The 26,065-nt window shown below is 56.4% G+C and carries 23 protein-coding genes; 10 read left to right on the top strand and 13 right to left on the bottom strand.

Going from position 1 to position 26,065, the window contains the following annotated elements:
• Nucleotides 1-192 (top strand): RsmE family RNA methyltransferase (locus tag J7E36_RS24325; protein ID WP_215008744.1); only part of this gene is annotated, 192 nt, incomplete at its 5' end.
• A gap of 111 nt (nt 193-303) precedes the next feature.
• Here the strand turns inward: J7E36_RS24325 and kdpC are convergent.
• Genes kdpC through kdpF form a run of 4 tightly spaced genes read right to left on the bottom strand, consistent with a single transcriptional unit; the run spans nt 304 to nt 4,758 of the window.
• The gene (gene kdpC / locus J7E36_RS24320) at nt 304-849 is read right to left on the bottom strand and encodes a potassium-transporting ATPase subunit KdpC (protein ID WP_215008742.1); all 546 of its coding nucleotides are present in this window, start codon (nt 847-849) and stop codon (nt 304-306) included.
• A 51-nt stretch (nt 850-900) separates the two neighbouring features.
• The gene (kdpB, locus tag J7E36_RS24315; RefSeq protein ID WP_215008740.1) at nt 901-2,955 is read right to left on the bottom strand and encodes a potassium-transporting ATPase subunit KdpB; all 2,055 of its coding nucleotides are present in this window, start codon (nt 2,953-2,955) and stop codon (nt 901-903) included.
• A 10-nt stretch (nt 2,956-2,965) separates the two neighbouring features.
• Entirely contained in the window at nt 2,966-4,660 is a 1,695-nt protein-coding gene (gene kdpA / locus J7E36_RS24310) for a potassium-transporting ATPase subunit KdpA (protein WP_215008738.1), read from the bottom strand.
• A gap of 8 nt (nt 4,661-4,668) precedes the next feature.
• Nucleotides 4,669-4,758: a K(+)-transporting ATPase subunit F gene (gene kdpF / locus J7E36_RS24305; protein WP_033033323.1), complete on the bottom strand. Its 90-nt coding sequence runs from the start codon at nt 4,756-4,758 to the stop codon at nt 4,669-4,671.
• A 408-nt stretch (nt 4,759-5,166) separates the two neighbouring features.
• On the opposite strand from kdpF, the gene eat reads away from it, so the two are divergent.
• Both eat and J7E36_RS24295 read left to right on the top strand, forming a co-directional pair.
• A complete protein-coding gene (gene eat, locus J7E36_RS24300) occupies nt 5,167-6,531 on the top strand; it encodes an ethanolamine permease (protein ID WP_215008736.1) in 1,365 nt (454 codons plus the stop codon).
• 117 nt (nt 6,532-6,648) lie between these two features.
• On the top strand, nt 6,649-6,816 hold the full coding sequence (locus J7E36_RS24295) for a DUF2897 family protein (RefSeq protein WP_003183831.1): 168 nt from the start codon (nt 6,649-6,651) through the stop codon (nt 6,814-6,816).
• Between the two features lie 58 nt (nt 6,817-6,874).
• Here J7E36_RS24295 and J7E36_RS24290 read toward each other — a convergent pair whose 3' ends face one another.
• Complete coding sequence (locus J7E36_RS24290) at nt 6,875-7,726, bottom strand: urea carboxylase-associated family protein (RefSeq protein ID WP_215008734.1); 852 nt, start codon at nt 7,724-7,726, stop codon at nt 6,875-6,877.
• A 391-nt stretch (nt 7,727-8,117) separates the two neighbouring features.
• Here J7E36_RS24290 and J7E36_RS24285 point away from each other — a divergent pair, with 391 nt between their 5' ends.
• Genes J7E36_RS24285 through J7E36_RS24260 form a run of 6 tightly spaced genes read left to right on the top strand, consistent with a single transcriptional unit; the run spans nt 8,118 to nt 12,311 of the window.
• Nucleotides 8,118-8,813, top strand: a complete 696-nt coding sequence (locus J7E36_RS24285; RefSeq protein WP_215008732.1) for a WbqC family protein — start codon at nt 8,118-8,120, stop codon at nt 8,811-8,813.
• Nucleotides 8,810-9,739 carry a glycosyltransferase family 2 protein gene (locus J7E36_RS24280; RefSeq protein ID WP_215008730.1) on the top strand — a complete coding sequence of 310 codons (930 nt, stop codon included), beginning with the start codon at nt 8,810-8,812 and terminating at the stop codon, nt 9,737-9,739. The genes J7E36_RS24285 and J7E36_RS24280 overlap by 4 nt, the downstream gene beginning before the upstream one ends.
• The gene (locus J7E36_RS24275) at nt 9,720-10,352 is read left to right on the top strand and encodes a class I SAM-dependent methyltransferase (protein WP_215008728.1); all 633 of its coding nucleotides are present in this window, start codon (nt 9,720-9,722) and stop codon (nt 10,350-10,352) included. Before J7E36_RS24280 ends, J7E36_RS24275 begins: the two co-directional genes overlap by 20 nt.
• Complete coding sequence (locus tag J7E36_RS24270; RefSeq protein WP_215008726.1) at nt 10,352-11,017, top strand: acetyltransferase; 666 nt, start codon at nt 10,352-10,354, stop codon at nt 11,015-11,017. The genes J7E36_RS24275 and J7E36_RS24270 overlap by 1 nt, the downstream gene beginning before the upstream one ends.
• Before the next feature lie 26 nt (nt 11,018-11,043).
• Nucleotides 11,044-11,937, top strand: coding sequence for a hypothetical protein (locus tag J7E36_RS24265; protein WP_231286385.1), 894 nt, complete (start codon nt 11,044-11,046; stop codon nt 11,935-11,937).
• The gene (locus J7E36_RS24260) at nt 11,937-12,311 is read left to right on the top strand and encodes an EamA family transporter (RefSeq protein WP_215008722.1); all 375 of its coding nucleotides are present in this window, start codon (nt 11,937-11,939) and stop codon (nt 12,309-12,311) included. The genes J7E36_RS24265 and J7E36_RS24260 overlap by 1 nt, the downstream gene beginning before the upstream one ends.
• Nucleotides 12,312-12,372: 61 nt before the next feature.
• On the opposite strand, the gene J7E36_RS24255 is transcribed toward J7E36_RS24260, so the two are convergent.
• Entirely contained in the window at nt 12,373-12,702 is a 330-nt protein-coding gene (locus tag J7E36_RS24255) for a ComEA family DNA-binding protein (protein WP_215008720.1), read from the bottom strand.
• Between the two features lie 114 nt (nt 12,703-12,816).
• A complete protein-coding gene (locus tag J7E36_RS24250; protein WP_215008752.1) occupies nt 12,817-14,814 on the bottom strand; it encodes a polysaccharide biosynthesis protein in 1,998 nt (665 codons plus the stop codon).
• A gap of 497 nt (nt 14,815-15,311) precedes the next feature.
• Here J7E36_RS24250 and J7E36_RS24245 point away from each other — a divergent pair, with 497 nt between their 5' ends.
• Entirely contained in the window at nt 15,312-17,303 is a 1,992-nt protein-coding gene (locus J7E36_RS24245; protein ID WP_215008718.1) for an acyltransferase family protein, read from the top strand.
• Nucleotides 17,304-17,419: 116 nt separating this feature from the next.
• Here the strand turns inward: J7E36_RS24245 and rffA are convergent, their stop codons facing one another.
• The 6 genes from rffA to J7E36_RS24215 all read right to left on the bottom strand — a co-directional run bounded on the left by rffA (nt 17,420) and on the right by J7E36_RS24215 (nt 26,052).
• On the bottom strand, nt 17,420-18,559 hold the full coding sequence (gene rffA, locus J7E36_RS24240; protein WP_215008716.1) for a dTDP-4-amino-4,6-dideoxygalactose transaminase: 1,140 nt from the start codon (nt 18,557-18,559) through the stop codon (nt 17,420-17,422).
• Nucleotides 18,560-18,754: 195 nt separating this feature from the next.
• Complete coding sequence (locus tag J7E36_RS24235; protein ID WP_231286384.1) at nt 18,755-20,539, bottom strand: hypothetical protein; 1,785 nt, start codon at nt 20,537-20,539, stop codon at nt 18,755-18,757.
• A 176-nt stretch (nt 20,540-20,715) separates the two neighbouring features.
• Nucleotides 20,716-22,725 (bottom strand): polysaccharide biosynthesis protein, encoded by a 2,010-nt coding sequence (locus tag J7E36_RS24230; protein ID WP_215008714.1) that lies wholly within the window; start codon nt 22,723-22,725, stop codon nt 20,716-20,718.
• A 95-nt stretch (nt 22,726-22,820) separates the two neighbouring features.
• Entirely contained in the window at nt 22,821-23,837 is a 1,017-nt protein-coding gene (locus J7E36_RS24225; protein ID WP_215008712.1) for an MraY family glycosyltransferase, read from the bottom strand.
• On the bottom strand, nt 23,834-24,799 hold the full coding sequence (locus J7E36_RS24220) for a UDP-glucose 4-epimerase family protein (RefSeq protein WP_215008710.1): 966 nt from the start codon (nt 24,797-24,799) through the stop codon (nt 23,834-23,836). Before J7E36_RS24220 ends, J7E36_RS24225 begins: the two co-directional genes overlap by 4 nt.
• On the bottom strand, nt 24,799-26,052 hold the full coding sequence (locus J7E36_RS24215; protein ID WP_215008708.1) for a glycosyltransferase family 4 protein: 1,254 nt from the start codon (nt 26,050-26,052) through the stop codon (nt 24,799-24,801). The genes J7E36_RS24220 and J7E36_RS24215 overlap by 1 nt, the downstream gene beginning before the upstream one ends.
• Nucleotides 26,053-26,065 lie beyond the last annotated feature (13 nt).

Here is a 26,065-nt window from a genome sequence, read left to right as displayed (position 1 = left end):
TTGGTCAGCCATGCCCGGCCAGCGTCCCTGGCTTTCCTGATCGGACCCGAGGGTGGTTTGTCCGACGCGGAAGTCGAACAGGCCAGGACCGCCGGCTACCACGCCGCCCGCCTCGGCCCCCGGGTGCTGCGCACCGAAACCGCGCCCGTGGTGGCGCTGGCGGTAGCACAGCAGTTGTGGGGGGATTTCTAAACCACCATGAAAAAACCCTGTGGGAGCGAGCCTGCTCGCGATGGCGGTGGGTCAGTGTGCAAGTGTGTGACTGATACACCGCCATCGCGAGCAGGCTCGCTCCCACAGGGGTTACAGCTTTTGCAACGCCAGGTTCAGCGCCAGCACGTTCACCACCGGCGGCCCCACCAGGGGTTGCTCGGTGTGGGCATCAAGCAGTTGCTGCAACGTCAAGGCCGGCAGGTTGCGCGCTGCGGCGACACGCGCCAGTTGATAGGCAATCGCGGCCGGTGGCAAGTGCGGGTCCAGGCCGCTGCCGGAGGTGGTCAGCAGCGCCAGCGGGACCGGGCCCTGGCCGGGGACTTGCAGTCGGTCTGCATCAGCGATCACCCGAGCAGCCAAGGCTGGATTGCTCGGGGAAAGGTTGCTCGCACCGCTGGCGACCGTGGCAAAAGCGCCGGCCGATGGTCGTGGATGAAACCAGGCATCGCCAGTGAAGTCCTGGGCAATCAGCAGTGAGCCGCGGACCTTGCCGTCGGCATCGACCACCAGGCTGCCGTTGGCCTGGGCAGGAAAGGCGACTTGCGCGATGCCCGTCACCAGCAGGGGGTAGGCGACGCCGGTGAGCAGGGTCATCAGGAGTAACAGGCTCAGGGCCGGGCGAATTGACTTGAACATCCCAAAATCCTCAGTTGGAAAACACATCTGTGGCGAACCGCAGCCACCACCTCAAACCCACCTCAGCGCTGTCAACGCCATATCAATCACCTTGATCCCCACAAAGGGCACCAAAATTCCGCCCAGGCCATAGATCAGCAGGTTGCGTCGCAGCAACGCCGCCGCGCTCGCCGCTTGCACCCGCACGCCGCGCAGGGCCAGCGGGATCAGCACCACGATGATCAAGGCGTTGAAGACGATGGCCGACAGGATGGCGCTCTGCGGACTGCTCAGGTGCATCACGTTCAGCACGCCGAGCTGTGGATAAATCGAGGCGAACAGCGCTGGCAGGATTGCGAAGTACTTGGCGATGTCGTTGGCAATGGAAAACGTCGTCAGGGCGCCACGGGTGATCAGCAACTCCTTGCCGATCTGCACCACATCCAGCAGTTTGGTCGGGTCACTGTCGAGATCGACCATGTTGGCGGCCTCCCGCGCGGCTTGCGTGCCGTCGTTCATCGCCATGCCGACATCGGCCTGGGCCAGGGCTGGAGCATCGTTGGCACCGTCGCCGCACATCGCCACCAACCGACCGTCATTCTGCTCATGACGGATACGCGCCAGCTTCTTCTCCGGCGTGGCCTCGGCCAGCACGTCGTCGACGCCCGCTTCGGCGGCAATCGCAGCGGCGGTCAGCGGGTTGTCGCCGGTCACCATCACCGTGCGGATTCCCAGCTTGCGCAGCTCGGCAAAGCGCTCACGGATGCCCGGCTTGACCACATCCTTGAGATGAATCGCGCCCAGCAGCCTGCTGTCGACGCACACCAGCAACGGCGTGCCGCCACTCTGGGCGATCTGATCGACTTCCCGGGCCAGCGCGGGCGGCAACTCACCGCGTGACAGGCCGATAAAAGCCAGTAACGAATCAACGGCGCCCTTGCGGTAGATGCGGCCCTGATAGTCGACACCGGACAAGCGGGTCTCGGCGCTGAACGGCACCGCAGTCAGCGTGTCGACGCCGGGCTCGGGCAGCGGGTGCAAACCGCGCAAGTACTCGACAATGGACTTGCCCTCGGCCGTATCGTCGGCCAACGACGCGAACAGCGCGCCCTCGGCCAGCTCGTTGGCGCCTACACCGGGGGCGGCATGGACCGCTGCGCAACGACGATTGCCAAAGGTGATGGTGCCGGTCTTGTCCAGCATCAGCACGTGCACATCCCCCGCCGCCTCCACCGCGCGGCCGGACTTGGCGATCACATTCAGGCGCACCAGCCGATCCATCCCGGCGATGCCGATGGCCGACAGCAACCCGCCGATGGTGGTGGGAATCAAGGTCACCAGCAGCGCCACCAGAAACACCAGCGGCAGGCTGCCGTTGGCGAAATGAGCGAAGGGTTGCAGGGTCACCACCACCAGCAAGAAGATCAGCGTCAGGCCGATCAGCAGGATATCCAGCGCCACTTCGTTCGGCGTCTTCTGGCGCTTGGCGCCTTCCACCAAGGCGATCATGCGGTCCAAAGTGGATTCGCCGGGGTTGCTGGTGATGCGCACCAGCAGCCAGTCCGAGACCAGCCGCGTGTTGCCGGTGACCGCCGAACGATCGCCGCCGGATTCGCGAATGACCGGTGCCGACTCACCGGTGATCGCCGCTTCGTTGACCGCCGCAATGCCTTCGATCACTTCACCGTCGCCGGGGATCATCTCCCCGGCCACGACGCGTACCACATCGCCCTTGCGCAACCGGGTAGCGGGGATCACTTCGAATCCGCTGGCGGTGCGGCGGCGTGCACTCAAGCCTTCGCTGCCGGCCTTGAGGCTGTCGGCCCGGGCTTTTCCACGCCCTTCAGCCAGGGCTTCGGCGAAGTTGGCAAACAGCACGGTGAACCACAGCCACAGCGCGATCTGCGCGGCCACGAACGTCGGCACCGCGCTGTCGGGTACGAAGCACAACACCGTGGTGAGGATCGCCGTCAGTTCCACCACCAGCATCACCGGGGCACGGTGCAACTGGCGCGGGTCGAGCTTGACGAACGCCTGCAACAAGGCCAGGCGCCACAGCGACGAAACGTTTGTCTTGGGTTGCTCCGGCGCCTTGGCGACGACGGCTTTGCTCATTGGCATATTCATCATCAGTTCCTCAGAAGCCCATGCTCAAGTGTTCGGCAATCGGCCCCAGGGCCAGGGTCGGCAAGAAGGTCAGGCCGCCCACCAGCAGGATGGTCACGGTCAACAGGGTGACGAACAGCGGGCCATGGGTGGGAAAGCTGTTCTGCCCGATCGGCGCGGTTTTCTTCAACGCCAGGCTGCCGGCCAATGCCAGCACTGGCAGGATGTAGCCGAAACGGCCGATCAACATGCCCAGGCCGAGCATCAGGTTGTGAAAGGGTGTATTGGCGCCGAAACCGCCAAAGGCCGAGCCGTTGTTCGCCCCCGCCGAGGTGTAGGCGTACAGCAACTGGCTGAAACCGTGGGCGCCTGGGTTGCTCACCGCCGCGGCCGGCCCGGGCAGGCTCGCGGCGATGGCAGCGAGCACCAGCACACTCACCGGCATCACCAGCAGCGTCATCACCAACAACTGCACTTCCCGGGCGCCGAGCTTCTTGCCCAGGTATTCCGGCGTGCGACCAATCATCAGCCCGGCCAGGAACACCGCAATCAACACGTTCAGCAACATGCCGTAGAGGCCGGCGCCAACGCCGCCGAAGATCACTTCGCCGACCATCATGTTCACCAGCGCCACCATGCCGCTGAGGGGGTTGAGGCTGTCGTGCATGGCGTTGACCGAGCCATTGGAGGCTGCGGTGGTGGTCACCGACCACAACACCGTGGCGGTGGTGCCGAAGCGCGCTTCCTTGCCTTCCAGTGGCGCAGTCTGTTCGACGGCGGCGTTGTTCAGCGCCGGGTTGGGCTGGTATTCGGCCCACATCGAGGTGGCGCCGCCGATCAGGAACAGCACGAGCATGCAGGCGATGATCGCCCGGCTCTGGCGCAGGTCCTTGACGTAATGGCCGAAGGTGAACACCAGGGCGGCGGGAATCAGGATGATCGAAGCGAGTTCGAACAAATTGCTCCAGGCCGTCGGGTTCTCGAACGGGTGCGCCGAGTTGACGCCGAAGAACCCGCCGCCGTTGGTGCCCAATTGCTTGATCGCAATCTGGCTGGCCGCCGGGCCCAAAGGGATGACCTGATCGGCGCCCTGCAAGGTCATGCCGTGCACATAGTGGGCGAAGGTCTGCGGCACGCCCTGCCACACCAGGAACAGCGCCAATAACAGGCACAGCGGCAACAGTCCATAGAGGGTGGCGCGGGTCATGTCGACCCAGAAATTGCCCAGCGTCGCGGCGCTCTTGCGCCCGATCCCCCGGCATAGGGCTACCAGCACAGCCAGGCCAGTGGCAGCGCTGACGAAGTTCTGCACCGTCAGGCCGATCATCTGACTCAGGTAACTTAGCGACGCTTCGCCGCTGTAGGACTGCCAGTTGGTGTTGGTCATGAAACTCACGGCCGTGTTGAAGGCTTGCGGCCACTCCATGTCGGGCAGTTGCTCGGTATTGAGCGGCAGATGCCCTTGCAGCAGGAGAATCGCGAACAACAGCGCAAACCCCGCCAGGTTGAACGCGAGCAAGGCCAGGGTGTACTTCTGCCAACTCTGCTCAGCCTGGGGATCAACCCCCGCCAGCCGATAACAACCCCGCTCCACCGGCCCAAGCACGGGTGAAAGCCAAGTGCGCTGGCCTTCCATCACCCGGTAGTAAAAACGCCCCAGCAACGGTGCGGGAATCAGCACCAAGGCGAAAAAGGCCAGGATCAGCCCGTAGTCATAACCGTGCATAGCCGCTCCTAGTTCCGATCCGCGCGCAACAGCGCAACCAGCAGATAAATGAACAGCGCCACTGCGAGCAGCAGCGACACCCCGTCCAGGACATTCATGGGATTTCTCCGTGATACGGCGTCGTGCCGTGTGTGGAGTGATTGTCGGCAGGAAGGGTGTAAAGGAACGAGATCGAGAGAGGGGTTAGGGGATAAAGAAAGTGTAAAAAACAGGTTTTCTGGGTGGCTGGGCTGGCCCCATCGCGAGCAGGCTCGCTCCCACATCTGGACCTGTTGTGACCACACAGTCCGGATTCGCTCAAAAGCTCCTCTGTGGGAGCGAGCCTGCTCGCGATGGGGCCAGCCCAGGCGCAGACGCTCTGAACTGGAGCACAAAATTAAGCCATCCGGTAGCGAACATCCCCGATACGACAGGATTTCACCCATTACGACCGCCCCAGCCACACTGGCACGCCCACTGCACTGTCCCTCGCCAGCGCTTTTGCTACGGATCGAGGGCAACCACCCATGAACACCCAACTCAAACCCACACTAGGCACCCTGCACTTATGGGGCATTGCCGTCGGGCTGGTGATCTCCGGCGAATATTTCGGCTGGAGCTACGGCTGGGGCGTTGCCGGGACGCTGGGCTTTCTGGTGACGTCATTCATGGTCGCGGCCATGTACACCTGTTTCATCTTCAGTTTCACCGAACTGACCACCGCCATCCCCCATGCCGGTGGGCCGTTTGCCTACAGCCGTCGCGCCTTCGGCGAGAAAGGCGGACTGATCGCCGGATTGGCAACGCTGATTGAGTTCGTCTTCGCGCCGCCCGCCATCGCCTTGGCCATCGGGGCCTACCTGAATGTGCAGTTTCCGGCCCTGGACCCGAAACACGCAGCGGTCGGTGCCTATATCGTGTTCATGGGCCTGAATATCCTCGGGGTCAAACTGGCCGCGACGTTCGAGCTGATTGTCTGTGTTCTGGCGGTGGCCGAATTGCTGGTGTTCATGGGCGTCGTCGCCCCGGCCTTCAGCTTCAGCCATTTCGCCTTGAACGGCTGGGCCGGCTCCGACGTGTTCGGCGCACCGGCCATCGCCGGGATGTTCGCTGCCATCCCTTTCGCCATCTGGTTCTTCCTGGCAATTGAAGGCGCGGCCATGGCCGCCGAAGAAGCCAAGGACCCGAAACGCACGATTCCCAAGGCCTACATCAGCGGCATCCTGACCCTGGTGGTGCTGGCCATGGGCGTGATGTTCTTCGCCGGCGGCGTCGGCGACTGGCGCACCCTGTCGAACATCAATGATCCACTGCCCCAAGCCATGAAAACCGTGGTCGGCGACAGCTCCGGGTGGTTGCACATGCTGGTGTGGATCGGCCTGTTCGGCCTGGTGGCGAGTTTCCACGGCATCATCCTCGGCTACTCGCGGCAATTCTTCGCCCTGGCCCGCGCCGGCTACCTGCCCGCCTCCCTCGCCAAACTGTCACGCTTTCAGACACCGCACCGCGCCATCATCGCCGGTGGCGTGATCGGCATCGCCGCCATCTACAGCGACGGCCTGATCAACCTCGGCGGCATGACCCTGACGGCGGCGATGATCACCATGGCCGTGTTCGGCGCCATCGTCATGTACATCATGAGCATGCTCAGCCTGTTCAAACTGCGCAAAACCGAACCCAACCTGGAACGTACTTTCCGCGCGCCGGGCTACCCCATCGTGCCGGGGATCGCCCTGGTGCTCGCGGTGGTGTGCCTGGTGGCGATGGCCTGGTTCAACGCATTGATCGGGGCGATCTTCCTCGGATTCATGGCGGTGGGATTCCTGTATTTCCTGCTCACCGCCCAACTGCGTGCCGATGCGCCGGCTGATGCGATGCTGACCGGGCTTTGAGGACCCAGGCCGAACGGGCGTAGTATGGAACCACTGCGAACAACCTTCGCTCATAAGTGGTAAGCGCGGCAGATTGGCGAACAGACGCCCACTGGCCGCGCCCTCAAGGAGAGCCCTATGCCCTGGTATGCCTGGTTGATTCTGATTGTTGCAATCGGCTCGATCGTTGGTGGTCTGATGATGCTGCGTGACACCGCCAACAAGGTCGAACTGACGGATGAACAGCGCAAGCGCGTTGCCGAACGCAATGCCGAGATGGATGCGAAGGAAGCGAAGGATCGCTGAGCTGCTTTTGCGGCGAGGGAGCTTGCTCCCGCGCCGCAGAAAGCCGGCGTCTACTGCATCACTTTTCCCAATCCGCCTTGGCAATGTGCAAGCCATGCAACCCCTTGTATGCCGCCCGCTCAGGCTGGCTCCAACCCTCCAGCAACGAATCCTCCAAGCGATAGATCTCGACCCCCAACGGACGGCAGACACTCAGCGGATCCTGAGCCTCAGGCCCCCACATCGCCAGCGACAGATCACCGCCAGGGCAAGTGGACAGCGCACACAGCAAATCAATCTCGGCAAAAAACTCCAGATAATCGCCTTTCTGCGCCGGACAGGCCTTCATGAAATACATGTCGTCATGGTTGAGCCCGGTGCACTGAAAGATATTCAGCACATCGTGGACATCGAACTCAGTCAAGCCATGAGGCAGCACCGCACGCGTCAGGTTCGAGTGGCAGTGATGATGGAAATCCTCCCCCGTCAGCATCTTGTTCACGTAAGGATCGCAGCGCGTCCCCAGCAGATCGTGCAACCGCCCGCCGTGCTCGTCGATGCCATAACCGGCGAGGCTGTCATCGGTGATGGTCACCAGCGGTCGCAGGAACGGCAGGTTAGACCACAACCGATCATGGGTGCTGACATGCGCGCCCTGAAGCTGACGCGTGCGCGCCGCCCACAGCCGTTCCCGCGGGTCGTGAGCGTTCCAGACGTTGAAGTCGCCCACCTGCGGGCCCACCGGGGTGGTGACGCGGAATACGTGACCGGCTGGAACGTGCCAGGCGCGGCCGGTGCGGATGGGGATTTCGAACTGTTCGATCAGGGTGCGCTGGTCCTGCTGGGTGCGGATGCGGTCGTAGAAGGGCTTGTCTATCTGCAGGGCTGAGCCTTTGCTGACTTGGTAGGCGGGTGGGTAGTCTTTGTACATCGGAGACGCCTCGCGGTGGGAGTGACGGGATGAGCATTTTGCAAATGCGGATACTCGCGTGATCGAAATCAGGCCCGTTCGTGCACGGGAACCCAATTACCTCCGACCAGCTTAGCCCTTCAATCCCAAACTTAATTGTTAAAAGATCTACAAAGGGTACAGCGTACCCAGAGGTCGAGAAACCGGTTGGGCGAACACTCAACCGCTTCTGCGCCCACCGATGGATAAATCTCCACGAAAAGGGTGACGCTTCCTCCCGCGCAGATTAATATGCCAATGGCATAGGCGTTGTGCAGTAGTTGCCCCTCCCCTTTCCTGACACGCCAAAGATAAACAGACCCGTATTTTTATTAGAGTTTTCAAATCGATTTAGCGTCATAGGAAAGCACACTTGAAAAAAGTCGCAATACTTCAATCCAACTACATCCCTTGGAAAGGGTATTTTGACATCATCGCCTCAGTCGACGAGTTCGTTTTATATGACGACATGCAATACACGCGGCGTGACTGGCGAAACCGGAATCAAATTAAAACGCCACAGGGTCTACAATGGCTGACCGTCCCTGTTCTAGTGAAAGGCAAGTACCATCAGAAAATCAGAGACACTGAAATCGATGGTACGGAATGGGCCGCAGCCCATTGGAGAGCATTGATTCAAAATTATAGTCGTGCGCCCCATTTCCATGAAATTGCAAAATGGCTCGAACCCCTCTACGTGGAAGAGTCCTACAGCCACCTTACAGTGCTAAATCAGCGATTCATCCAAGCAGTTTGCGATTACCTGGGAATCACTACTTCTATCAGTCATTCGTGGGACTACAACCTGGTCGACGGTCAAACTGAACGCCTTGCAGATTTATGCGCGCAGGCAGCGGGCACTGAATATGTCTCTGGTCCAGCAGCAAAAAATTACATAGACGAAAAAATATTCGAAACAATGAATATACAACTGACTTGGTTTGACTATGCAGGCTATCCGGAGTACCCGCAACTATGGGGAGAATTCACCCATGCCGTCACCATTCTTGATCTCCTTTTCAACTGCGGAAAAGATGCTCATCGCCACATGAGGCATGTTACCCAATGAAACTATCCATCGTTGCGACCCTTTATCAGTCGGCCTCGTATATCGAGGAGTTTCATTCGCGAGTGAGCGCCGCCGCCATGGAGTATGTAGGAGACGCCTACGAAATCGTACTCGTGAACGACGGCTCCCCTGACAATAGCCTGGATATTGCCGTTTCGCTTACCGAACGAGATCATCGCGTGGTGCTGGTAGACCTTTCGCGAAACTTTGGCCACCATAAGGCCATGATGACCGGCTTATCCCACTCGAAAGGAGATCAGGTATTTCTAATAGACAGCGATCTTGAAGAAGAACCGGAATGCCTGCTCAGCTTTTCCGAACAACTCCATCAAGTGGGCTGCGACGTTGTCTATGGCGTTCAGGAGACCCGCAAGGGAGGCTGGTTCGAACGCTGGAGCGGTCGTTGGTTCTATCGTTTCTTTCAGGCCCTCACAGGGATGGCATTACCTGAGAACATCGTCACAGCCAGATTGATGACACGCCGTTACGTAGACGCCTTACTGCAGCATAAAGAGCGGGAAGTGTTCCTTGCGGGACTTTGGCACATCACTGGATTCGATCAGCAGCCGCAAAGCATCCAGAAGAACAATACCAGCCAAACCACCTACACACTCAGAAGAAAAATGTCGGTACTGGTTAATTCGGTAACCTCCTTCAGCAATGCACCGCTGGTCGGCATATTCTACATTGGCATCACCATTTCTTTTATCGCACTGCTGTATATTGCTTATTTAATCGCGCACTGGATGTTTCTGGCAACGCCCCTGAGCGGATGGACATCAGTCATGGCTTCCATCTGGCTGTTAGGAGGCATGATCATCTCGTTTATCGGAGTAGTGGGTATTTATCTTTCCAAGATATTTTCCGAAACCAAACAACGCCCCTACACCATTGTGAGGCAGATTTATGCACAGCGCCAAGACTGAACTGCTTGACGAAGTAGCAAGCTATTATTCACAAAAGCTCAAGCAACATGGCGAAACGCCGAGCGGTGTGGACTGGAACAGCGAGCAAGGCCAAGCACTACGCTTCGATCAACTGTGCAAAATTTTTCACGGCACACAGCCATTTTCTATTAATGACCTGGGTTGCGGTTATGGCGCGCTGGTCGATTACCTGAATACAAACAACCACGATTTTTCTTATCTGGGCGCGGATGTTTCGACAGCCATGATCGATGCCGCGACGAAGCGCTATATCGGGTTTTCTGGCGCTCGCTTCATTGCGGCTTCCGAGCCCGACGCGATAGCAGATTACGGCGTCGCCAGCGGTATTTTCAATGTTCGCCTGGGTCGATCGGACGCGGAATGGCTGGCTTACCTCGAAAACACCCTGGATGTACTGGAGCGTACGAGCCGCCTGGGGTTCGCCTTTAATTGTCTGACTTCTTATTCTGATGAAGACAAGAAACGGGATGACTTATACTACGCGGATCCCTGTCGACTGTTTGATTTATGCAAGCGACGCTATTCTCGACACGTTGCGCTCCTGCATGATTACGGCCTGTATGAGTTCACGCTGCTGGTGAGGAAAATGTGATGAAAAAAAAGCTCGTCATTTTTGGCTCAGGCGACATCGCAGAACTAGCCTACTTCTACTTCAATACCGACTCCACGTACGAAGTCGTGGCTTTTACTGTGGACGCTAGCTATATCTCCAACCCTGTTTTCTGTGGACTACCTGTCATTGCTTTTGAGAGCATTGCAAACCACTACTCTAGGGAACATCACGAAATGTTCATAGCCCTGAGCTACTCAAAGTTGAATGCGGTACGCAAGGAAAAATACAGTGTCGCAAAAGCGCTCGGCTATACACTTGCCAGTTATGTCAGCAGTCATGCAACCGTACTAAATGAGGGAAGGATCGGGGACAATTGCTTCATTCTTGAAGACAACACCATCCAACCCTTTGTCACCATAGGAAATAACATCACCTTGTGGAGCGGCAATCATGTAGGCCATCACTCTACGATCAGCGACCATACATTTATAGCGTCTCATGTGGTTATCTCTGGCGGCGTTCACATCGGCGAACAGTGCTTTATCGGGGTCAATGCCACACTACGTGATCATATAAAGGTGGCGGACAGATGCGTCATTGGTGCCGGCACCTTACTGTTGGCTGACGCCGAGCAGGAGGGCGTATTTATTGGGACGGCAACTGAACGTTCAAAAGTGCCAAGCAGTAAATTGAGAAAAATATGAGATCTCGGTGGAAGAAACTTGGCCAATTGTACGCCGCTAAGAGTGTGCCCCCCCATCCCAAGTTGATATCTCATGCTGCCAACCCGTTGCCGGTGCATCTACACGATGATGTCTTTCGCGTTTTTTTCAGCGGCAGGGATTGTAACAATCGCTCCTCCATTGGCGCCGTGGACATCGACATTGAACAAAGGAGGATCATCAAGGAGCACCCCCAGCCGTTCCTGGAACACGGTCCCAAAGGCAGTTTTTACGCCGACGGTGTGAGCATTGGTAATTGTTATACCGTCGGCGACGTGCACTACATGCTTTTCATGGGATGGCAATCACCCGATAATCAGCATTGGAGAGGAGACGTCGGAAGGCTGATCGTCAACGGAGATGCCACGCTGGCACTCGATAGCGAAGTTCCGTTCATGGCCGCTAACGAGATCGATCCCATCAGCCTTTCCTACCCATGGGTACTTGAGAATGGAAGCGGTGGCTATGAGATGTGGTATGGATCGACTCTCTCCTGGGATTCCGAAAACGGTGAAATGATCCACGTCATCAACTCGGCACACTCCCATGACGGAAACCATTGGCACCGTAACGGCCTGGCGATCCCCTTCAAACTGGGTGTAGCCCAGGCGTTTTCACGTCCCACCGTTGCAGAGAATCCTTCGGGCGGTCTGGAGATGTGGTTTTCATACCGCAGCGGTGTCGGGGACACCTATCGCATCGGCTACGCTACCACCGATGGTGGTACACAATGGCGATTGGCACTGGAGGAAAGCGGTATTGATGTATCCCCAGATGGATGGGATTCGGAAATGATCGAATACCCATTTGTATTTGATCATAGAGGTAAGAGATACATGCTTTATAACGGTAACAGTTATGGTAAAACCGGTTTCGGCTTGGCTGTACTGGAGAGGCGTTAATGGCCAACGCATTCAATTATATCTATATACTTGCAACCATCGCTTTTACAGTTTACGGACAGCTTATTCTAAAACTTAGAATATCTAAATTAGGCCCACTTCCTGCCGACCCCCTCCAAAAAATAAAATTCCTGTTATTACTTCTATTAGACCCGGGTATTTTTTCGGGTTTCGCAGCTGGCTTCCTAGCCTCCCTCGCTTGGATGGCAGCGATGACGAAATTTGATCTTAGTCACGCTTACCCATTCATGAGCCTCAATTTCGTTGTGGTCTTGCTGTTAAGTGGATGGATTTTAAGCGAGCCCATGACACTTCAGAAAGCTATGGGCGTGGCGTTGATTGTTCTTGGGACTGTCGTGGCCGCCCGCGGGTGATTCCCGCCATCCAGAACAGGAAGAGGCCAATCAACTCGAACGGCCTCCCCTCATTGCTACATCAGTTTAGTTCCAGCTTGTCGCGATTCCTGTCCAAGATCGCCTTGCCAATCCCCTTGACCTCCAGAAGTTCGTCTACCGAAGAGAAAGCTCCATTACTGTCGCGATATGCAACAATGGCTTTGGCCTTTGCCTCGCCTACTCCAGCCAAATCGCGCTGCAATGTAGCGGCATCCGCGCTATTGAGGTCCACCTTGGCGCCTTGCGGGTTGGCCGACACTTCTACCACGTGCGGTGTAGCTGTTGCTTCGGGCTTGGCCACAGGCGCGGCGATCGCCGCTGTAGAGGCCAGAAGGGCAAAAATCAGAGAGTAGAAATAGCCAGTACGCATACGTGACGCTCCATCAGATCGTTAAGAGAGAAGCAGCTTTTCCCAAGCTGCCTCTGAAACTTAGGCGATGATGAATGGCTGTCAAAAATGTGTACGTTACGGCGTGTGTAGAAATCAGGGTTCGAGGCGGTGCTGCTGGTAGATCCAGTCGACTATCTCCCCATCCGGGGCATAACCACTGACAGTATCCCGAAGCAATTGACGGACTCTCGCATAGTCATCGTTTTCAATGGCGACCAGCAACTCGCCTAGCTTGAGCTTCAGCACCTCCCAAGGCAAATGATCCTCGTTGGCACTCATGATCATCGAGTGCTGGGTCGAAACGACGTTGTCGCCAATCAGTAACTCTTCGTAAAGCTTTTCGCCCGGACGCAAGCCCGTGAACTCGATTGAAATATCACCATGAGGGTTCTTTTCCGAACGCACGCTCAAGCCGGACAAGTGGATCATTTTTTCCGCCAGCTCGACAATCTTCACCGGCTCGCCCATGTCCAGCACGAAGACATCCCCTCCCAAGCCCATGGAGCCGGCCTGGATCACTAACTGGGCTGCTTCGGGGATGGTCATGAAATAGCGTGTGATCTTGGGATGGGTGACGGTCAATGGACCGCCAGACTTGATCTGCCTATGGAACAGGGGAATAACCGAACCGGACGAGCCGAGTACATTGCCAAACCTGACCATGGTGAAGCGGGTTTTATTGACGCGCGAGACATTAGCCTGATCGCCGAACAGCACAGGCGCCAACTCCCGACTGAGAGCTTGCAAGGTCAACTCCGCAAGGCGTTTGGTGCTGCCCATCACATTGGTAGGTCGCACGGCCTTGTCCGTTGAAATCAGCACAAAGTTCGACACGCCCGCCTGCAACGCTGCCTGCGCCGTGTTTAGCGTACCCATCACATTGTTGATGACGCCTTCGGCGATATTGTGCTCGACCATAGGCACATGTTTATAGGCAGCGGCGTGATAGACCGTGTCGACATTCCACGTCTTCATCACGTCCAGCAGCTTGTCCTGATCCCGCACCGACCCGAGGATAGGCAACAGGCGAACTGACAGGGACTCCCGGGCGATCCGAGGTTCCAGCTCGGAAAGAATGCTGTAGAGATTGAATTCACTATGCTCGAAAAGCAGCAGCGTCGTGGGCTTCAACATCAGGATCTGCCGGCACAGTTCGGAGCCGATCGAGCCGCCCGCCCCGGTAACGAGCACCGTCCGGCCCGCGATACAATGCTCAAGCAGATCAGCTTGCGCAGGGACCGAGTCACGTCCCAGGAGGTCCGCAATATCCACCTCCTGGATATCATCTACCTTGACCCTCCCGCTGGCCAGATCCATGAAACCGGGAACGCTGCGCACATGCAGCGGAAACCCTTCGAGCAACGTCAATATTTCCCGACGACGCCCCCGAGATAATGACGGGACAGCCAGCAGGATCTCCTGGGCACCGGTTGTATCGATCATCTTCTGGATATGCTTCGGCTCGTAGACCTGCAATCCTGCAATCACACGGTCCGCAATACTGATGTCATCATCGATGAATGCAACCGGTCGCATGGCGCGCCCCATGCGCAAGGCAGCCACGAGTTGGTTACCGGCGGCCCCGGCGCCATAGATGGCGACCCTTGGTAGGCCATCGTCGCGGCTGGTAAAGGGTACATGCTGCGCTGCAGAGAACCAGTCCCCCAGGAAGTATTGCCGCATCATCAGGCGCAGGCCGCCAATCATGATCAGGCTGAGCCACCAATAATTGAAAATGATAGAGCGCGGTACGACGGTCTTATGGTTGCTGTACCAATACACTACGAGAGCCAGCAGCAAAGCCGAGAGACTGACCGCTTTGCAGATTGTGATCAGCGCATCATTGCCAAAATAACGCATGACGGCGCGATACATACCGAAGCGGATGAAAATCGGAATAGCGATCAGGGGGGCAGAGCCGAAAAGCCACAGATGAGTTTTTATCGGATTGGCCAACCCCTCGACACCGAGCCGAACAACGAACGCAAGCCATAGGGCAAACCAGACTAGCAGGATATCTGTCGCCACTTGAAGTGCTCGCTTGTGGCGCCTAGGCAATCCCAGCAAGGTGATCCTCAGCGTATCCAGTATCTCTTTACGCACCGTGGTCTGCTCCTGTCGCAAATCCGCTTCTACTGGGGGCATGCGCTTCATGCATCACTGATAAAACAATCATTAAGAACATGTCCGTACCAGCATCCAAGATTAGTCCCTCTCTGCTGGTCCGTGTGAATATGGCGTTAACCGCATTGGCGAAAAGCTAAGGCACGTGCACCTCGCTGCCCTGGATCAACCGATCCTAGAGCAACCGAACGGGCCGGCATGAGGAGGTTCAGGCGCATGCGCCCGTATGTTACTGGCAGCGCTGAGCAACCTGCCATAGTACGACGAGAAATCTTCATTCGGAAGGCGTCAAAGCTGATGATGGCTGAGTGAGGCGCTAACCGTGATCTCCGCCCACCGACCGAGGTGCGCTGGCTGAATACTTATGATCGAACGCTCCTTTCTACGCTTCTGTATCCGGCTTGTACCCAGTACGATACGCGCGCGCCAGCAAGGCCCGATTATAAAATGGAGCATGACCCACAATGACGTCTCTAGCTCAGCAGGAAACCCTGCTGCCTATACATCGACTCAGCCACCCAAAATATCGCGCTGATATCGATGGACTTCGCGCCATCGCTGTACTTTCAGTTGTTCTGTTTCACGCGCTCCCTTCAATGGTACCCGGTGGCTTTATTGGCGTGGATGTATTTTTTGTCATTTCAGGCTATCTCATATCGACCATCATCTATGGCAGCCTGGATGATAAAGTATTCAGCTTCAGAGAGTTCTATGCTCGCCGAATAAAGAGAATATTTCCCGCCTTACTTCTGGTACTCCTCAGTTGTTTTGCCTTCGGCTGGTTTACGCTGTTCGCAGACGAGTTCCAACAGCTAGGTAAACACCTTGCCGGTGGTGCGGTTTTTATTTCGAACATCTTGCTATGGGATGAGAGTGGCTACTTTGATACAAGCGCGGAGATCAAACCGCTGCTGCATCTTTGGTCACTGGGTATCGAAGAGCAGTTTTATATTTTTTGGCCTGTCATCCTCTGGGCCATCTGGAAATTACGGGCAAATATTCTGCTGGTGGCTTTGATTGCAGCCGGCCTTTCGTTCGGCTGGAACATCACCCATGTTGCCAGTGACTCAGTAGCTGTGTTCTATCTGCCACACACCCGGGTTTGGGAGCTTCTGATCGGCTCCATCCTTGCTTACTTCAGCCTGTACCGTCCAAGCCACCCCTTGCAAAGGCCAGCCCTTCGCAATATCAGCGCGCTACTCGGTATCGCTGCTCTGTCTTACGGATTCTATGCAATTACCAGCAAGACCGAATTCCCGGGCTGGTGGGCACTAATCCCTGCGCTCGGAACAGCGCTCATCATTGCCGCCGGCCCTGAAGCATGGCTCAACAAACAAGTACTGTCGTTTCGCCCGTTTGTGTGGATTGGATTGATCAGCTTCCCGCTGTACTTATGGCACTGGCCCCTATTGTCATTCGCGCGGATCATCGAAAGTGAAACCCCTGCCCTGGAAATTCGGATTGCAGCCGTCATCCTCGCCATGTTGCTCGCATGGGCTACCTATCAGCTGTGTGAAAAGCCTCTTCGGAAATCCAATAGCAAGCTGAAAACCCCGACACTGTTGCTGGTAATGGTCGTCGTTGGTGTCATGGGGTACGCCACCTTCTACAACGCAGGACTGCCACAGCGCGCATCGGTTAAAAGCGCGGAAGAATTCAACAGTCAGTTTGTTGGGCCGATCTGGAAGTACGCAAAAAACGACACATGCATCAATCGATACCCTTTCAAAGAGGCTGCAACCTACGGGTGGTGGTTCTGCATAACCAACAAGGATCGGGCACCCGATATATTGCTCCTCGGTAACAGCTACACTAATCATCTGTTTCCTGGACTGGCCGCCGCCGCAGAGACGAAGGACAGCAGCATCTTGTCCATCGGTGCATGCCCGCCGGACATGATCGACATCACTGACCCCAATGCAACAACCGACACGAACCCCTGTTCCGGCAGCCGCGCGTATCATCAGAAGCTTTTGATCAATGGCATTATTGAGAACAGTGGAACGATCAAATATTCGATCATTGATGGCCTCAATAAAGTTGTCGATGATGCTTATATAAAACGTATTGACGAGCGCATCACCCACCTTGAAAAACATGGTATAAAAGTCATTGTATTCATCCCTCACATCGTGAAAAAACGTGAGTTGAAGGGCTGCTACTCAAGGCCGCTCAAGACGAAGGCAGCTGATTGCACTCTGGGATTGGATGCAAAAAAGGAAATCGACGAAGGCTTCGCCCCTCTTATAACTAGGATTTCCGCAGTTCATCCGGACGTCAAATTTTTTGATCAAAACGAACTGTTTTGTGGACTGTTCAACTGCTCGTTGACGTTGAACGGCATGCCTATTTTTCGCGACCAGTACGCCCACTACTCGGAGTACGCAAGCAGCCAAGTCGCAAAACTATTCATCCAATGGGCAGAGATTAACGCACCAGGGATTCTGAATAAATGAAAAACAAGCCGTCGGCTGCAAAGCCGACGGCACTGTACTTGAATCGGCATATGGTCGAGGGCACTAACGCTGACGGCTACCATGGGTAACCAAAAATCTTGCGGGGTTTCTATCCCCTAGTCAGCGATAGCATCACTTAACACATTGACAATACGCTGTTGCTGCTCAGCACTCAGGCCAACCCACAGTGGCAAACGTAGCAATCGATCAGCCTGCCTGTCGGTGACTTCAAGCGTACCCTCCGTTCGCCCATATCGCTTCCCGCCAGGTGACGAGTGAAGAGGTACGTAATGAAACACTGAGAAGATTTCGTGTCGCTTGAGTTCGCCGAGCACTTTCTGTCGATCGATTCCTGGCGCGAGCAGAACGTAGTACATATGTGCATTGTGTTGGCAGCTATCAGGCACGATGGGCCGGCGTAATAAACCGTTGGCTTCAAGGGGCTCAAGAAGCCCGTGATAGTGCTGCCAGATCGCCAGGCGCTCCTTGGTAATACGCTCCGCCTCTTCGAGCTGTGCCCATAGGAAAGCCGCAATCAGTTCTCCTGGCAAGAATGAAGAACCCACCTCCTGCCAAGTGTACTTATCCACCTCCCCTCGAAAGAAACGACTACGGTCGGTGCCTTTTTCTCGGATGATTTCGGCACGCAACGCCAGTGAAGACTCATTTACCAGGAGGGCGCCCCCTTCACCAGAAATCACGTTCTTGGTCTCGTGGAAGCTGTAGGCACCCAAATCACCGATGCTGCCCAACGCTCGCCCTTTGTAAGTGGCCATTACCCCTTGTGCGGCGTCCTCCACGACCTTCAGGTTGTGCCGCTTGGCAATGTCCATGATAGTGTCCATCTCGCAGGCCACCCCTGCGTAGTGAACCGGGACAATAGCGCGTGTGCGTGCGGTGATCGCCGCCTCGATAAGGCGCTCGTCGAGATTCAAGGTATCTTCCCGAATGTCGATGAACACCGGAACGCCACCTCGCAGTACGAAAGCGTTGGCAGTCGACACAAAGGTGTAAGAAGGCATGATGATCTCGTCACCCGGCCCGATGTTCAGCAGCAGCGCGGCCATTTCCAGCGCAGCGGTGCACGAATGCGTCAGCAGTGCCCTGGCGCAGCCACTTTCGCTCTCCAACCATTCATGGCAGCGCTTGGTAAAAGGACCATCGCCAGCCAGCATGTTGCCGGACTTGGCTTCGGAAATGTATCCCAGCTCTTTGCCAGTCATGAACGGTCGGTTGAACTGGATCTTCTGAATCATTGTTTTTCTCCAGCAGCCTCAGCCACTCGCGGGCGCCGCATAGGTACCTGCGGTCTCACGTATCGACAGGTGCTTGATCAGGGCTTCAATTATCAGTTATCGAAACCACCTGCCGCCGCTTATTCGCCACCTAAGTCACAGGGTGACGAAGCGAATCAGGGCCGCCAGGCAGAATAATTGCTTTCTTGGGCAAACCTACTGCCTACTTTTCTCACGCAGCGCCCGGCAAGCAAGCAATGTTTCGTGCGATGCCAACGGTTTATAAATCACCTGTGTACGGCTGACGGCGAAACTGCCTGCTCCCTCTGCGGTCTGCCAGCTGCCTACTTGCTCATATCTTTCAGGGAAAACAGAGCCCAGGCCGGACATGAGTTCAAGCGAAATACTGCGCGGGCCTTCGGGCTCCAGCAGCAGCCAGGCGCTCGCGATTTTCTCACAAGAAGTACGGTTCAATGCTGCCCGGGCAAGATCGAGACTGCCGGGGTAGCCGCCAATAGTCCAGGCCTGGCCAATATTCTGAGCCCCGATTGCGTAAAGTATTGCAGGGGACTGACCCGATAAATCGATCATCGGAGTAGACGGCTCAAAACCTGCCGCGCGTGCGGTCTTGATAGCGCTGTCGATATAGTGCGCATACCCTTGCGAGAGAATCACGGTCGATTTCTGGGGGCCAACGTCCAAGGAAGACGTGTTGAGTCGCAGGGCTTGGGGCTGACGATAGGGTTGCTCGAGCGCTGTTTGCAGAAGGGTCGCGGTAACGGCCTGAGCGGCAAGCAACAACGGCAACGCAAACAGCCAGTTGCCACGCCCACGAGCCATCGGCCCTAACAGGATGAATCCGGCAAACAGCCAAAAAATACCGGCCGAGGCGCCACCCACCCAGTAATTCTTGTTGGTTCCAAAAGCGTAGATGTGAGGCATCACCAAAAACAGCAGCGCAAACCCCCAGTGTGATGCGCTCACGCGTTTCAGGCCCTTGATACCCCCCACTGTCAGCCCGGCCAGTGCACCGGCAAATACCACTCCGAAAATCAGCAAGCCCTGAAAATTACCAAGTTCGGCAACCTTGGAAGTCCGACCTGATACCAACAACACGACCAGCGCAATCCACCCGAGCGATATCGCCAGGCAAAGGAGCAGGCCAAGCTTCTTTTCACTCCACGCCCCCAATGTGGCGATAAAGGAGGCCGCAAATACGACAAGGATGGCCCACTTGGCTTTTTCACTGAGCAGGAAGTCGTCAATGTGCAGGATCTGCATCAGCGTGTGGCCGCCCCCCAAATACCCACCAAATTCAATGCCCAGCTCAATCCGTTCTATAAAGTGCGGCAGCGAGCCATCAATCAAGAATGCACTTGCCAAGAGCGGCACAATGGCACTCCCGGCAATGAGCAAAAGCGGACGAATAGACAGCTTGCGCGACAACAACAGATAAATGAAAACACCAATAGCCAATGCGAGTGCCGTGCTTGGCTTGGCCATGAACGCTAACCAGCCGCCGACACCAATGGCCACCCCGCCATAGACGCTCTTACGAGTCATGTCCTTTCCAGCTAAAAGCAGACCGATACTGGTTAGCAGCAACGCTTGTAGCGCAAGACTGTTGTAGCTAGGCGTGGGCAACCACGTTTCGAAGAAAACAAGAGCACAACCGGCCAAACCGAGAGCAGCCGTATGCAGGACAACGCGGTCTTCTCTGGCCTCGGAGGCTAGCGAAGCCAAAAGGTTGTATGCCACGCCCCAAGCCAAGCCGAACGTAATCAATATGTTCGCCTGTCGAAGCGCGGTGATATCACCGCCTAGCAGTAAATAAAGGGGATGATAAATAAAGCCGAATTGCGTAAGCGAAACATCATAGATAAATGGATTGGAAATCCACACCAGATAAAAGCCTTCATCGGTAAACTCGATACCATAGGCGCTGTATGTGAGGAGCCAGCCAAGCGTCAGGAGTGTTGCCATCAACGAAAGCGTTATCATTACTTGACGCGATACCGCAACAACCGGACGTATAGATTTTTCACTTGGAAGCACAGGGTTCTGCTCGCTTATTAAATCGAAAATCCTGGCAGGTTAGGGCGTTACCCGCTGCCATCGGCGAAGTCATCACGTCAACCGCCCATTTGCTGGTTGTTGTGGCCCTTCTCCACGAGCGCTCAACGATCCTTTTGCTTGGGGACCAGACGCTGCTGTTGGAATATCCAATCGACAATTTCTCCCTCCGGGGTATAACCGCTGACGACTTCGCGTAACAGCATGCGAACCCGTGGATATTCATCCTTGGCAACGGCAACCATCAGTTCGTCCAATTTAACTTTGAGTTGCTCCCAGGGCAGATGGTCTTCATGGGCACTCATGATCATCGGGTGCGGGGTTGCGACCACATTGTCCCCGATCAGCAGTTCCTCATAGAGCTTTTCACCCGGCCGCAGCCCGGTAAATTCGATCGCGATATCGCCGTACACGTTTTTCTCAGAGCGCACGTTCAAGCCTGACAGGAGGACCATCTTCTCCGCCAACTCAGCGATCTTCACCGGCTCGCCCATGTCCAATACGAATACATCCCCCCCTCGCCCCATCGAACCCGCCTGGATCACCAACTGAGCGGCCTCTGGAATGGTCATGAAATAACGGGTGATATTGGGATGCGTAACGGTGACGGGCCCGCCGGATTTGATCTGCTGCCGGAAGCGCGGGATAACCGAGCCGGACGATCCCAGCACGTTACCGAAACGCACCATGACGAAACGGGTTTTGTTGACTCGTGCGACATTCCCGCTATCCCCGAACAGCACCGGGGCGAGCTCCTGGCTCAGGGCCTGCAAGACCATTTCCGCCAAACGCTTGGTACTGCCCATGATGTTGGTCGGGCGCACGGCCTTGTCCGTGGAAATGAGCACGAAATTCTCAACCTGAGCCTTCAGCGCCGCTTGCGCGGTGTTCAACGTTCCGATGACATTGTTGAGCATGCCTTCGGCGATGTTGTGCTCGACCAGGGGCACGTGCTTATAGGCTGCGGCGTGATACACCGTTTCGACCTTCCACGAGGTCATGGTGTCGAACAATTTATCGGCGTTGCGCACGGACCCCAGGATCGGCAATACATTTACCGGGATCGATTGTCGGGCGACGGTTTCCTCCAGTTCGGTCAGAATACTGTAAAGGTTGAACTCACTGTGATCGAACAGCAGCAACGTTGACGGCTGCAGGGTGAGAATCTGGCGGCAGAGTTCAGAACCAATCGACCCACCCGCTCCCGTGACCAGTACTACCTTACCCTGAATGCAGCGCGACAGCAGGGCAGGTTGTGCAGGTACCGCATCCCGTCCCAGCAAGTCGGCAATATCCACTTCCTGGATGTCGTCGACCTTCACGCGACCACTGGCCAGATCCATGAAGCCCGGAACACTGCGTACGTGCAGGGGGTAGCCTTCGAGATATCCCAGAATTTCACGTCGACGCGCACGGCTCGCCGAAGGAACGGCTAACAGCACCTCCTGAGCCCCGGTAAGTTCTATCATCTTCTGGATGTGTTTCGGCTTGAATACTTGCAAGCCGGAAATCATACGATTCGCGATACTGGCATCGTCATCGATGAAAGCTACTGGTTGCATGTCTCGACCAATACGCAAGGCCGCCACCAACTGATTACCGGCAGCACCGGCTCCGTAGATCGCCACTTTGGTAAGACCGGTATTACGGTTTACAAAAGGTACATGTTGGGCGGGAATGAACCAATCGCCCATGAAGTACTGACGCATGAGCAGCCTCAGACCGCCGATCATCACCAGGCTAAGCCACCAGTAATTGAAAATGACTGAACGTGGCACCGGCGCCATGTAAGAAGCGCCCCAATAGACGACGAGTGCCAATATCAATGCGCTCAAGCTGACGGCCTTGATGATTGCGATCAAGGCATCATTACCCAAGTAGCGCATAACCGCCCGATACATACCGAATCGAACGAATAAGGGGATGGCAATCAACGAAGCGCTGATCAGAAGCCATGGGTGATTGATGAACGGGTTGACCATTTCGTCGAAGCCAAGGCGCACCACGAATGCCAACCACAAGGCGAGCCAAACCAGCAGCACATCGGTCATGACCTGAAGCAGGCGTTTCTGCCGACGTGGCAGCCCCAGCAATGCGACACGAAGTCTATCCATGAATGTTTCCAACACCTGTCGTTTCTACCCATTCTAATGAAGGCTGTACAGCTACGGCCTTCCATTACCACCCATCTGGCCTTTTACTCGAGTACTCAGACGCTCTCCAACTGACCTGCCTTGAACTTGAAGGCCAATAACACCAGCGGTACGTAAGCCAGTAGAAGACCTGCCACCCCATCAAGCTTCAACACCACAACGCACCACGCCACCGGGAACAACCACAGCACGTTGATTGCAGCCACCGCCAGCGTCACCGGACGATGGCGACCATAGCGACGCGAGGCAAACTGATAAGCGTGGCTGCGATGTGCCTCGTAGACCTTGTCACCGCGCATGAATCGACGAATCAGCGTGACCGTCGCATCGACGATAAATACCCCCAGCAGGATCAGCCAGGCCCAAAACAAGGCCGGAGAGGCCCAGGCCGCTTGAAGCGACATGATCCCAAGCGCGATACCCAGGAAGCCACTGCCCGCATCCCCCATGAAAATCTTCGCCGGTGGAAAATTCCAGAACAGAAAACCTAGCACCGCAGCAGCCAGTATCAACGGCGGCCAGATAAGGTCGGTGAAACCCGAAAAAATGTAGAGCACACTTGCTCCGACGCAGACCAACACCGCCTCCACACTGGCGATACCGTCAATGCCGTCCATGAAGTTATACAGGTTGAGGAGCCACACCAAGTAAAAAGCAGCCAGAGCATGCCCTACCCAAGAGAGGTCGAAGCTCACGCCAAACAGGTTCAGGGGCGCCAGCCCTTCAAGCCACGCCAAAGCCCAGACAGCTGCACTGAAATGCCCGAGCAACCGCCATCGCGCGGCAATGTGGCCGTGATCATCCATGAACCCCACGATGGCGACCAATGCGCCAGCACCACCCAATGCCACCAAATAATCGAGCGACACCAGACCCAGTTGGCCCAACAACGGCAGTGTCACCAGGAACGCGACCACGATCGCCACGCCCCCTCCCCTTGGTGTCGGGACGCTATGTGAGCTGCGTGCGTTCGGGATATCGATGATGCTACGCGCCAGCGCATAACGACGAAGGCCCGCCGTCATGAGCAGCGAAGCCATCGCAACAGAGAGAAATAACCAAAAGTACATCATTTCGCTTGATTCATCCTGAAATGCCGTGCGGTCCGGGCCAAGGCGTCATCGACACTCACGGGTGGGACCCAACTCAACAGTGTCTGGGTTTTCCCGATATCGACCTGCAACGAACCACACAAGCGCTGGGACAGTGCTTTTTTGCCCAACAGGCTGGCACCGCGCTCGAGCAACCGGCCAGGGACCGGAATCAATCGGGCCCGTTTACCCAGCGCGTGGGACATCCGGTTGAGCAACGCCGTTGTCGACAGGTCTTCCCCATCACTGACCAGGAAGGTCTGATTCGCCGCTGCCGGATGGTCGATGCACGTGACGATGAGGTCGATCAGGTTATCGATACTCACCAGGCTGCGCCGGTTATCAATGGCGCCGAATGGCAACGGCACACCTTTGTCCAGCCAGCGCATCATGTTCAGGAAATTCGCTTTCACGCCCGGACCGTATACCAGGACAGGCCGGATGATGACCACTTCCATGCCTGTGGCTTGCGCAAGCTGGCGCAGGCCTTCCTCAGCCTCTTGCTTGGACACGCCATACGGATCGGCCGGCGCAGGCAGATCGTCCGCACGAAAAGGATGGCCAGGTGCAGTGCCTTCCCCATTGACCTTGATGGAGCTAATGAAAATGAAGCGATGCACGCCGGCTTCAGCCGCCTGCCGAGCAAAGTTGAGCGTGCCCTCCACGTTGACCCGCCGAAAAGCGGCCAGCGGATCCGCTTCCGTATCATTCATCACATGCACGCGCGCGGCGCAATGAATGACCGTATCCACATTTCTCAGGTGCGGCTGCCACTGAGTCTGCGGAGAAAATGCCTCGACCCGTACCGTGTTTGCCGGCGTCAATAAATGCCTGTCGCCACGAACCACCGCAGTCACCGACTTCCCGGGTTCCGCTTGCAGACGCTGGAGCAATGCACCACCGACAAACCCGCTCGCACCGGTCATAAGAATACTGTGCTGCATCAGCGGTCTACCTTCCGTAGCGTGGCGTTTCTGAAGATGTCTTCCAAGCGTGCCAGCAAACGCTGTTTGGAGTACTGCTGGAGGTAATAGTTGCGACCACTCTCGCCCATCACCTTGAGTTGAAGCGGCGCCATGTCGGCCAGCGCCTGAGTGATGCGTGCCAACCCCTCTGCGTCTCCGGATGCGCACGTGAAACCCGCCCCCGACTCATTGATGACGCGTGCGGCTTCACCATTGATCATGCCCAGCAGGGGCCTGCCTGAAGCCAGGTAGGCCTGGACTTTGCCCGGAATGGTTTTTTCAAATACATCGTTGGTTTTCAATGAGACCAGCAGCGCATCGGCGTTGGCGAACAGTGCAGGCATGGCTTCCAATGGGTGCCTCCCCAGCAGCAATACGTTGTCCAGACCGCGTGCTCTGACCTGCTGGCCCAGCCACTCACTCATCCGGCCATCACCCACGATGGCCCAACGCACGGCCACCTTTCCACGCAGCTGCTCAGCCGCATCCAGCACGGCAGGGAAATCCTGGGCCTCGCCCAGATTCCCGGCAAACACCACGGTAAATACCGATTCGTCGCGTGCAAGTATCGCAGTAGAGGTGTCTGCTGCCGTCGAGAAATCGTCTTCAGCCCAACTGGGGAAATAGACCAGGCGCTGCGGATCCATGGACCGCGTACAGTAGCTCTTTACGTTTTCAAGGAAGCCATTGGATTGCAGCAGCAGATAGTCCGCGCGGTTGTAGATCCACGATACCATCCGCCCCACTAGGGCCAACAACGCCGGCTTTTTCAATACGCCGACCGCCCTCAGGGTTTCCGGCCACAGATCCAGGACCCAGATGAATACCGGGGCTTTTTTCAGGCGACCGATGACTAGCGCAGGGATCGCCGCCATGATGGGGGACACGGCGTAGACGAAGACGGCATCGAAAGCTCGCCCCCGCAACGCGTAGGTACCGACGGTCGAAGCGCTGGTAAAAAAGCTCAGGTAGTTGAGGATCAACTGGATGCTGCGCTTTCCACGCGGAATCATGGGCACCCTGACAATGCTCGCACCATGATAGTTGGCGAATTCGTGCGGCGCGCACTTGTAGGTTTCGAATACCTTTCCTTCCGGATAGTTGGGCACGCCGGTGAGCACCGTGACCGAATGTCCTTTTTCGGTGAAGTCCCGCACCAGATCGTTGATCCGCATGTTTTCCGGCCAGAAATACTGCGTGACCACCAAAATATTCAGTTTGCTCTCAGGCATATTCACAACTCGA

The organism is Pseudomonas fluorescens (assembly GCF_018614775.1).
In the GTDB taxonomy this organism is placed as follows: domain Bacteria; phylum Pseudomonadota; class Gammaproteobacteria; order Pseudomonadales; family Pseudomonadaceae; genus Aquipseudomonas; species Aquipseudomonas fluorescens_BY.
The sequence above is the reverse complement of the archived record's forward strand: the minus strand, read 5'-3'. Positions and strand labels throughout refer to the sequence as shown.

What these genes read in the sequence shown, in the direction of transcription:
- kdpC (WP_215008742.1), bottom strand. Translation starts at nt 849, where the DNA reads ATGTTCAAGTCAATTCGCCCGGCCCTGAGCCTGTTACTCCTGATGACC.
- kdpB (WP_215008740.1), bottom strand. Translation starts at nt 2,955, where the DNA reads ATGAATATGCCAATGAGCAAAGCCGTCGTCGCCAAGGCGCCGGAGCAA.
- kdpA (WP_215008738.1), bottom strand. Translation starts at nt 4,660, where the DNA reads ATGCACGGTTATGACTACGGGCTGATCCTGGCCTTTTTCGCCTTGGTG.
- kdpF (WP_033033323.1), bottom strand. Translation starts at nt 4,758, where the DNA reads ATGAATGTCCTGGACGGGGTGTCGCTGCTGCTCGCAGTGGCGCTGTTC.
- eat (WP_215008736.1), top strand. Translation starts at nt 5,167, where the DNA reads ATGAACACCCAACTCAAACCCACACTAGGCACCCTGCACTTATGGGGC.
- J7E36_RS24295 (WP_003183831.1), top strand. Translation starts at nt 6,649, where the DNA reads ATGCCCTGGTATGCCTGGTTGATTCTGATTGTTGCAATCGGCTCGATC.
- J7E36_RS24290 (WP_215008734.1), bottom strand. Translation starts at nt 7,726, where the DNA reads ATGTACAAAGACTACCCACCCGCCTACCAAGTCAGCAAAGGCTCAGCC.
- J7E36_RS24280 (WP_215008730.1), top strand. Translation starts at nt 8,810, where the DNA reads ATGAAACTATCCATCGTTGCGACCCTTTATCAGTCGGCCTCGTATATC.
- J7E36_RS24275 (WP_215008728.1), top strand. Translation starts at nt 9,720, where the DNA reads ATGCACAGCGCCAAGACTGAACTGCTTGACGAAGTAGCAAGCTATTAT.
- J7E36_RS24270 (WP_215008726.1), top strand. Translation starts at nt 10,352, where the DNA reads ATGAAAAAAAAGCTCGTCATTTTTGGCTCAGGCGACATCGCAGAACTA.
- J7E36_RS24260 (WP_215008722.1), top strand. Translation starts at nt 11,937, where the DNA reads ATGGCCAACGCATTCAATTATATCTATATACTTGCAACCATCGCTTTT.
- J7E36_RS24255 (WP_215008720.1), bottom strand. Translation starts at nt 12,702, where the DNA reads ATGCGTACTGGCTATTTCTACTCTCTGATTTTTGCCCTTCTGGCCTCT.
- J7E36_RS24245 (WP_215008718.1), top strand. Translation starts at nt 15,312, where the DNA reads ATGACGTCTCTAGCTCAGCAGGAAACCCTGCTGCCTATACATCGACTC.
- rffA (WP_215008716.1), bottom strand. Translation starts at nt 18,559, where the DNA reads ATGATTCAGAAGATCCAGTTCAACCGACCGTTCATGACTGGCAAAGAG.
- J7E36_RS24235 (WP_231286384.1), bottom strand. Translation starts at nt 20,539, where the DNA reads ATGATAACGCTTTCGTTGATGGCAACACTCCTGACGCTTGGCTGGCTC.
- J7E36_RS24230 (WP_215008714.1), bottom strand. Translation starts at nt 22,725, where the DNA reads ATGGATAGACTTCGTGTCGCATTGCTGGGGCTGCCACGTCGGCAGAAA.
- J7E36_RS24225 (WP_215008712.1), bottom strand. Translation starts at nt 23,837, where the DNA reads ATGATGTACTTTTGGTTATTTCTCTCTGTTGCGATGGCTTCGCTGCTC.
- J7E36_RS24220 (WP_215008710.1), bottom strand. Translation starts at nt 24,799, where the DNA reads ATGCAGCACAGTATTCTTATGACCGGTGCGAGCGGGTTTGTCGGTGGT.
- J7E36_RS24215 (WP_215008708.1), bottom strand. Translation starts at nt 26,052, where the DNA reads ATGCCTGAGAGCAAACTGAATATTTTGGTGGTCACGCAGTATTTCTGG.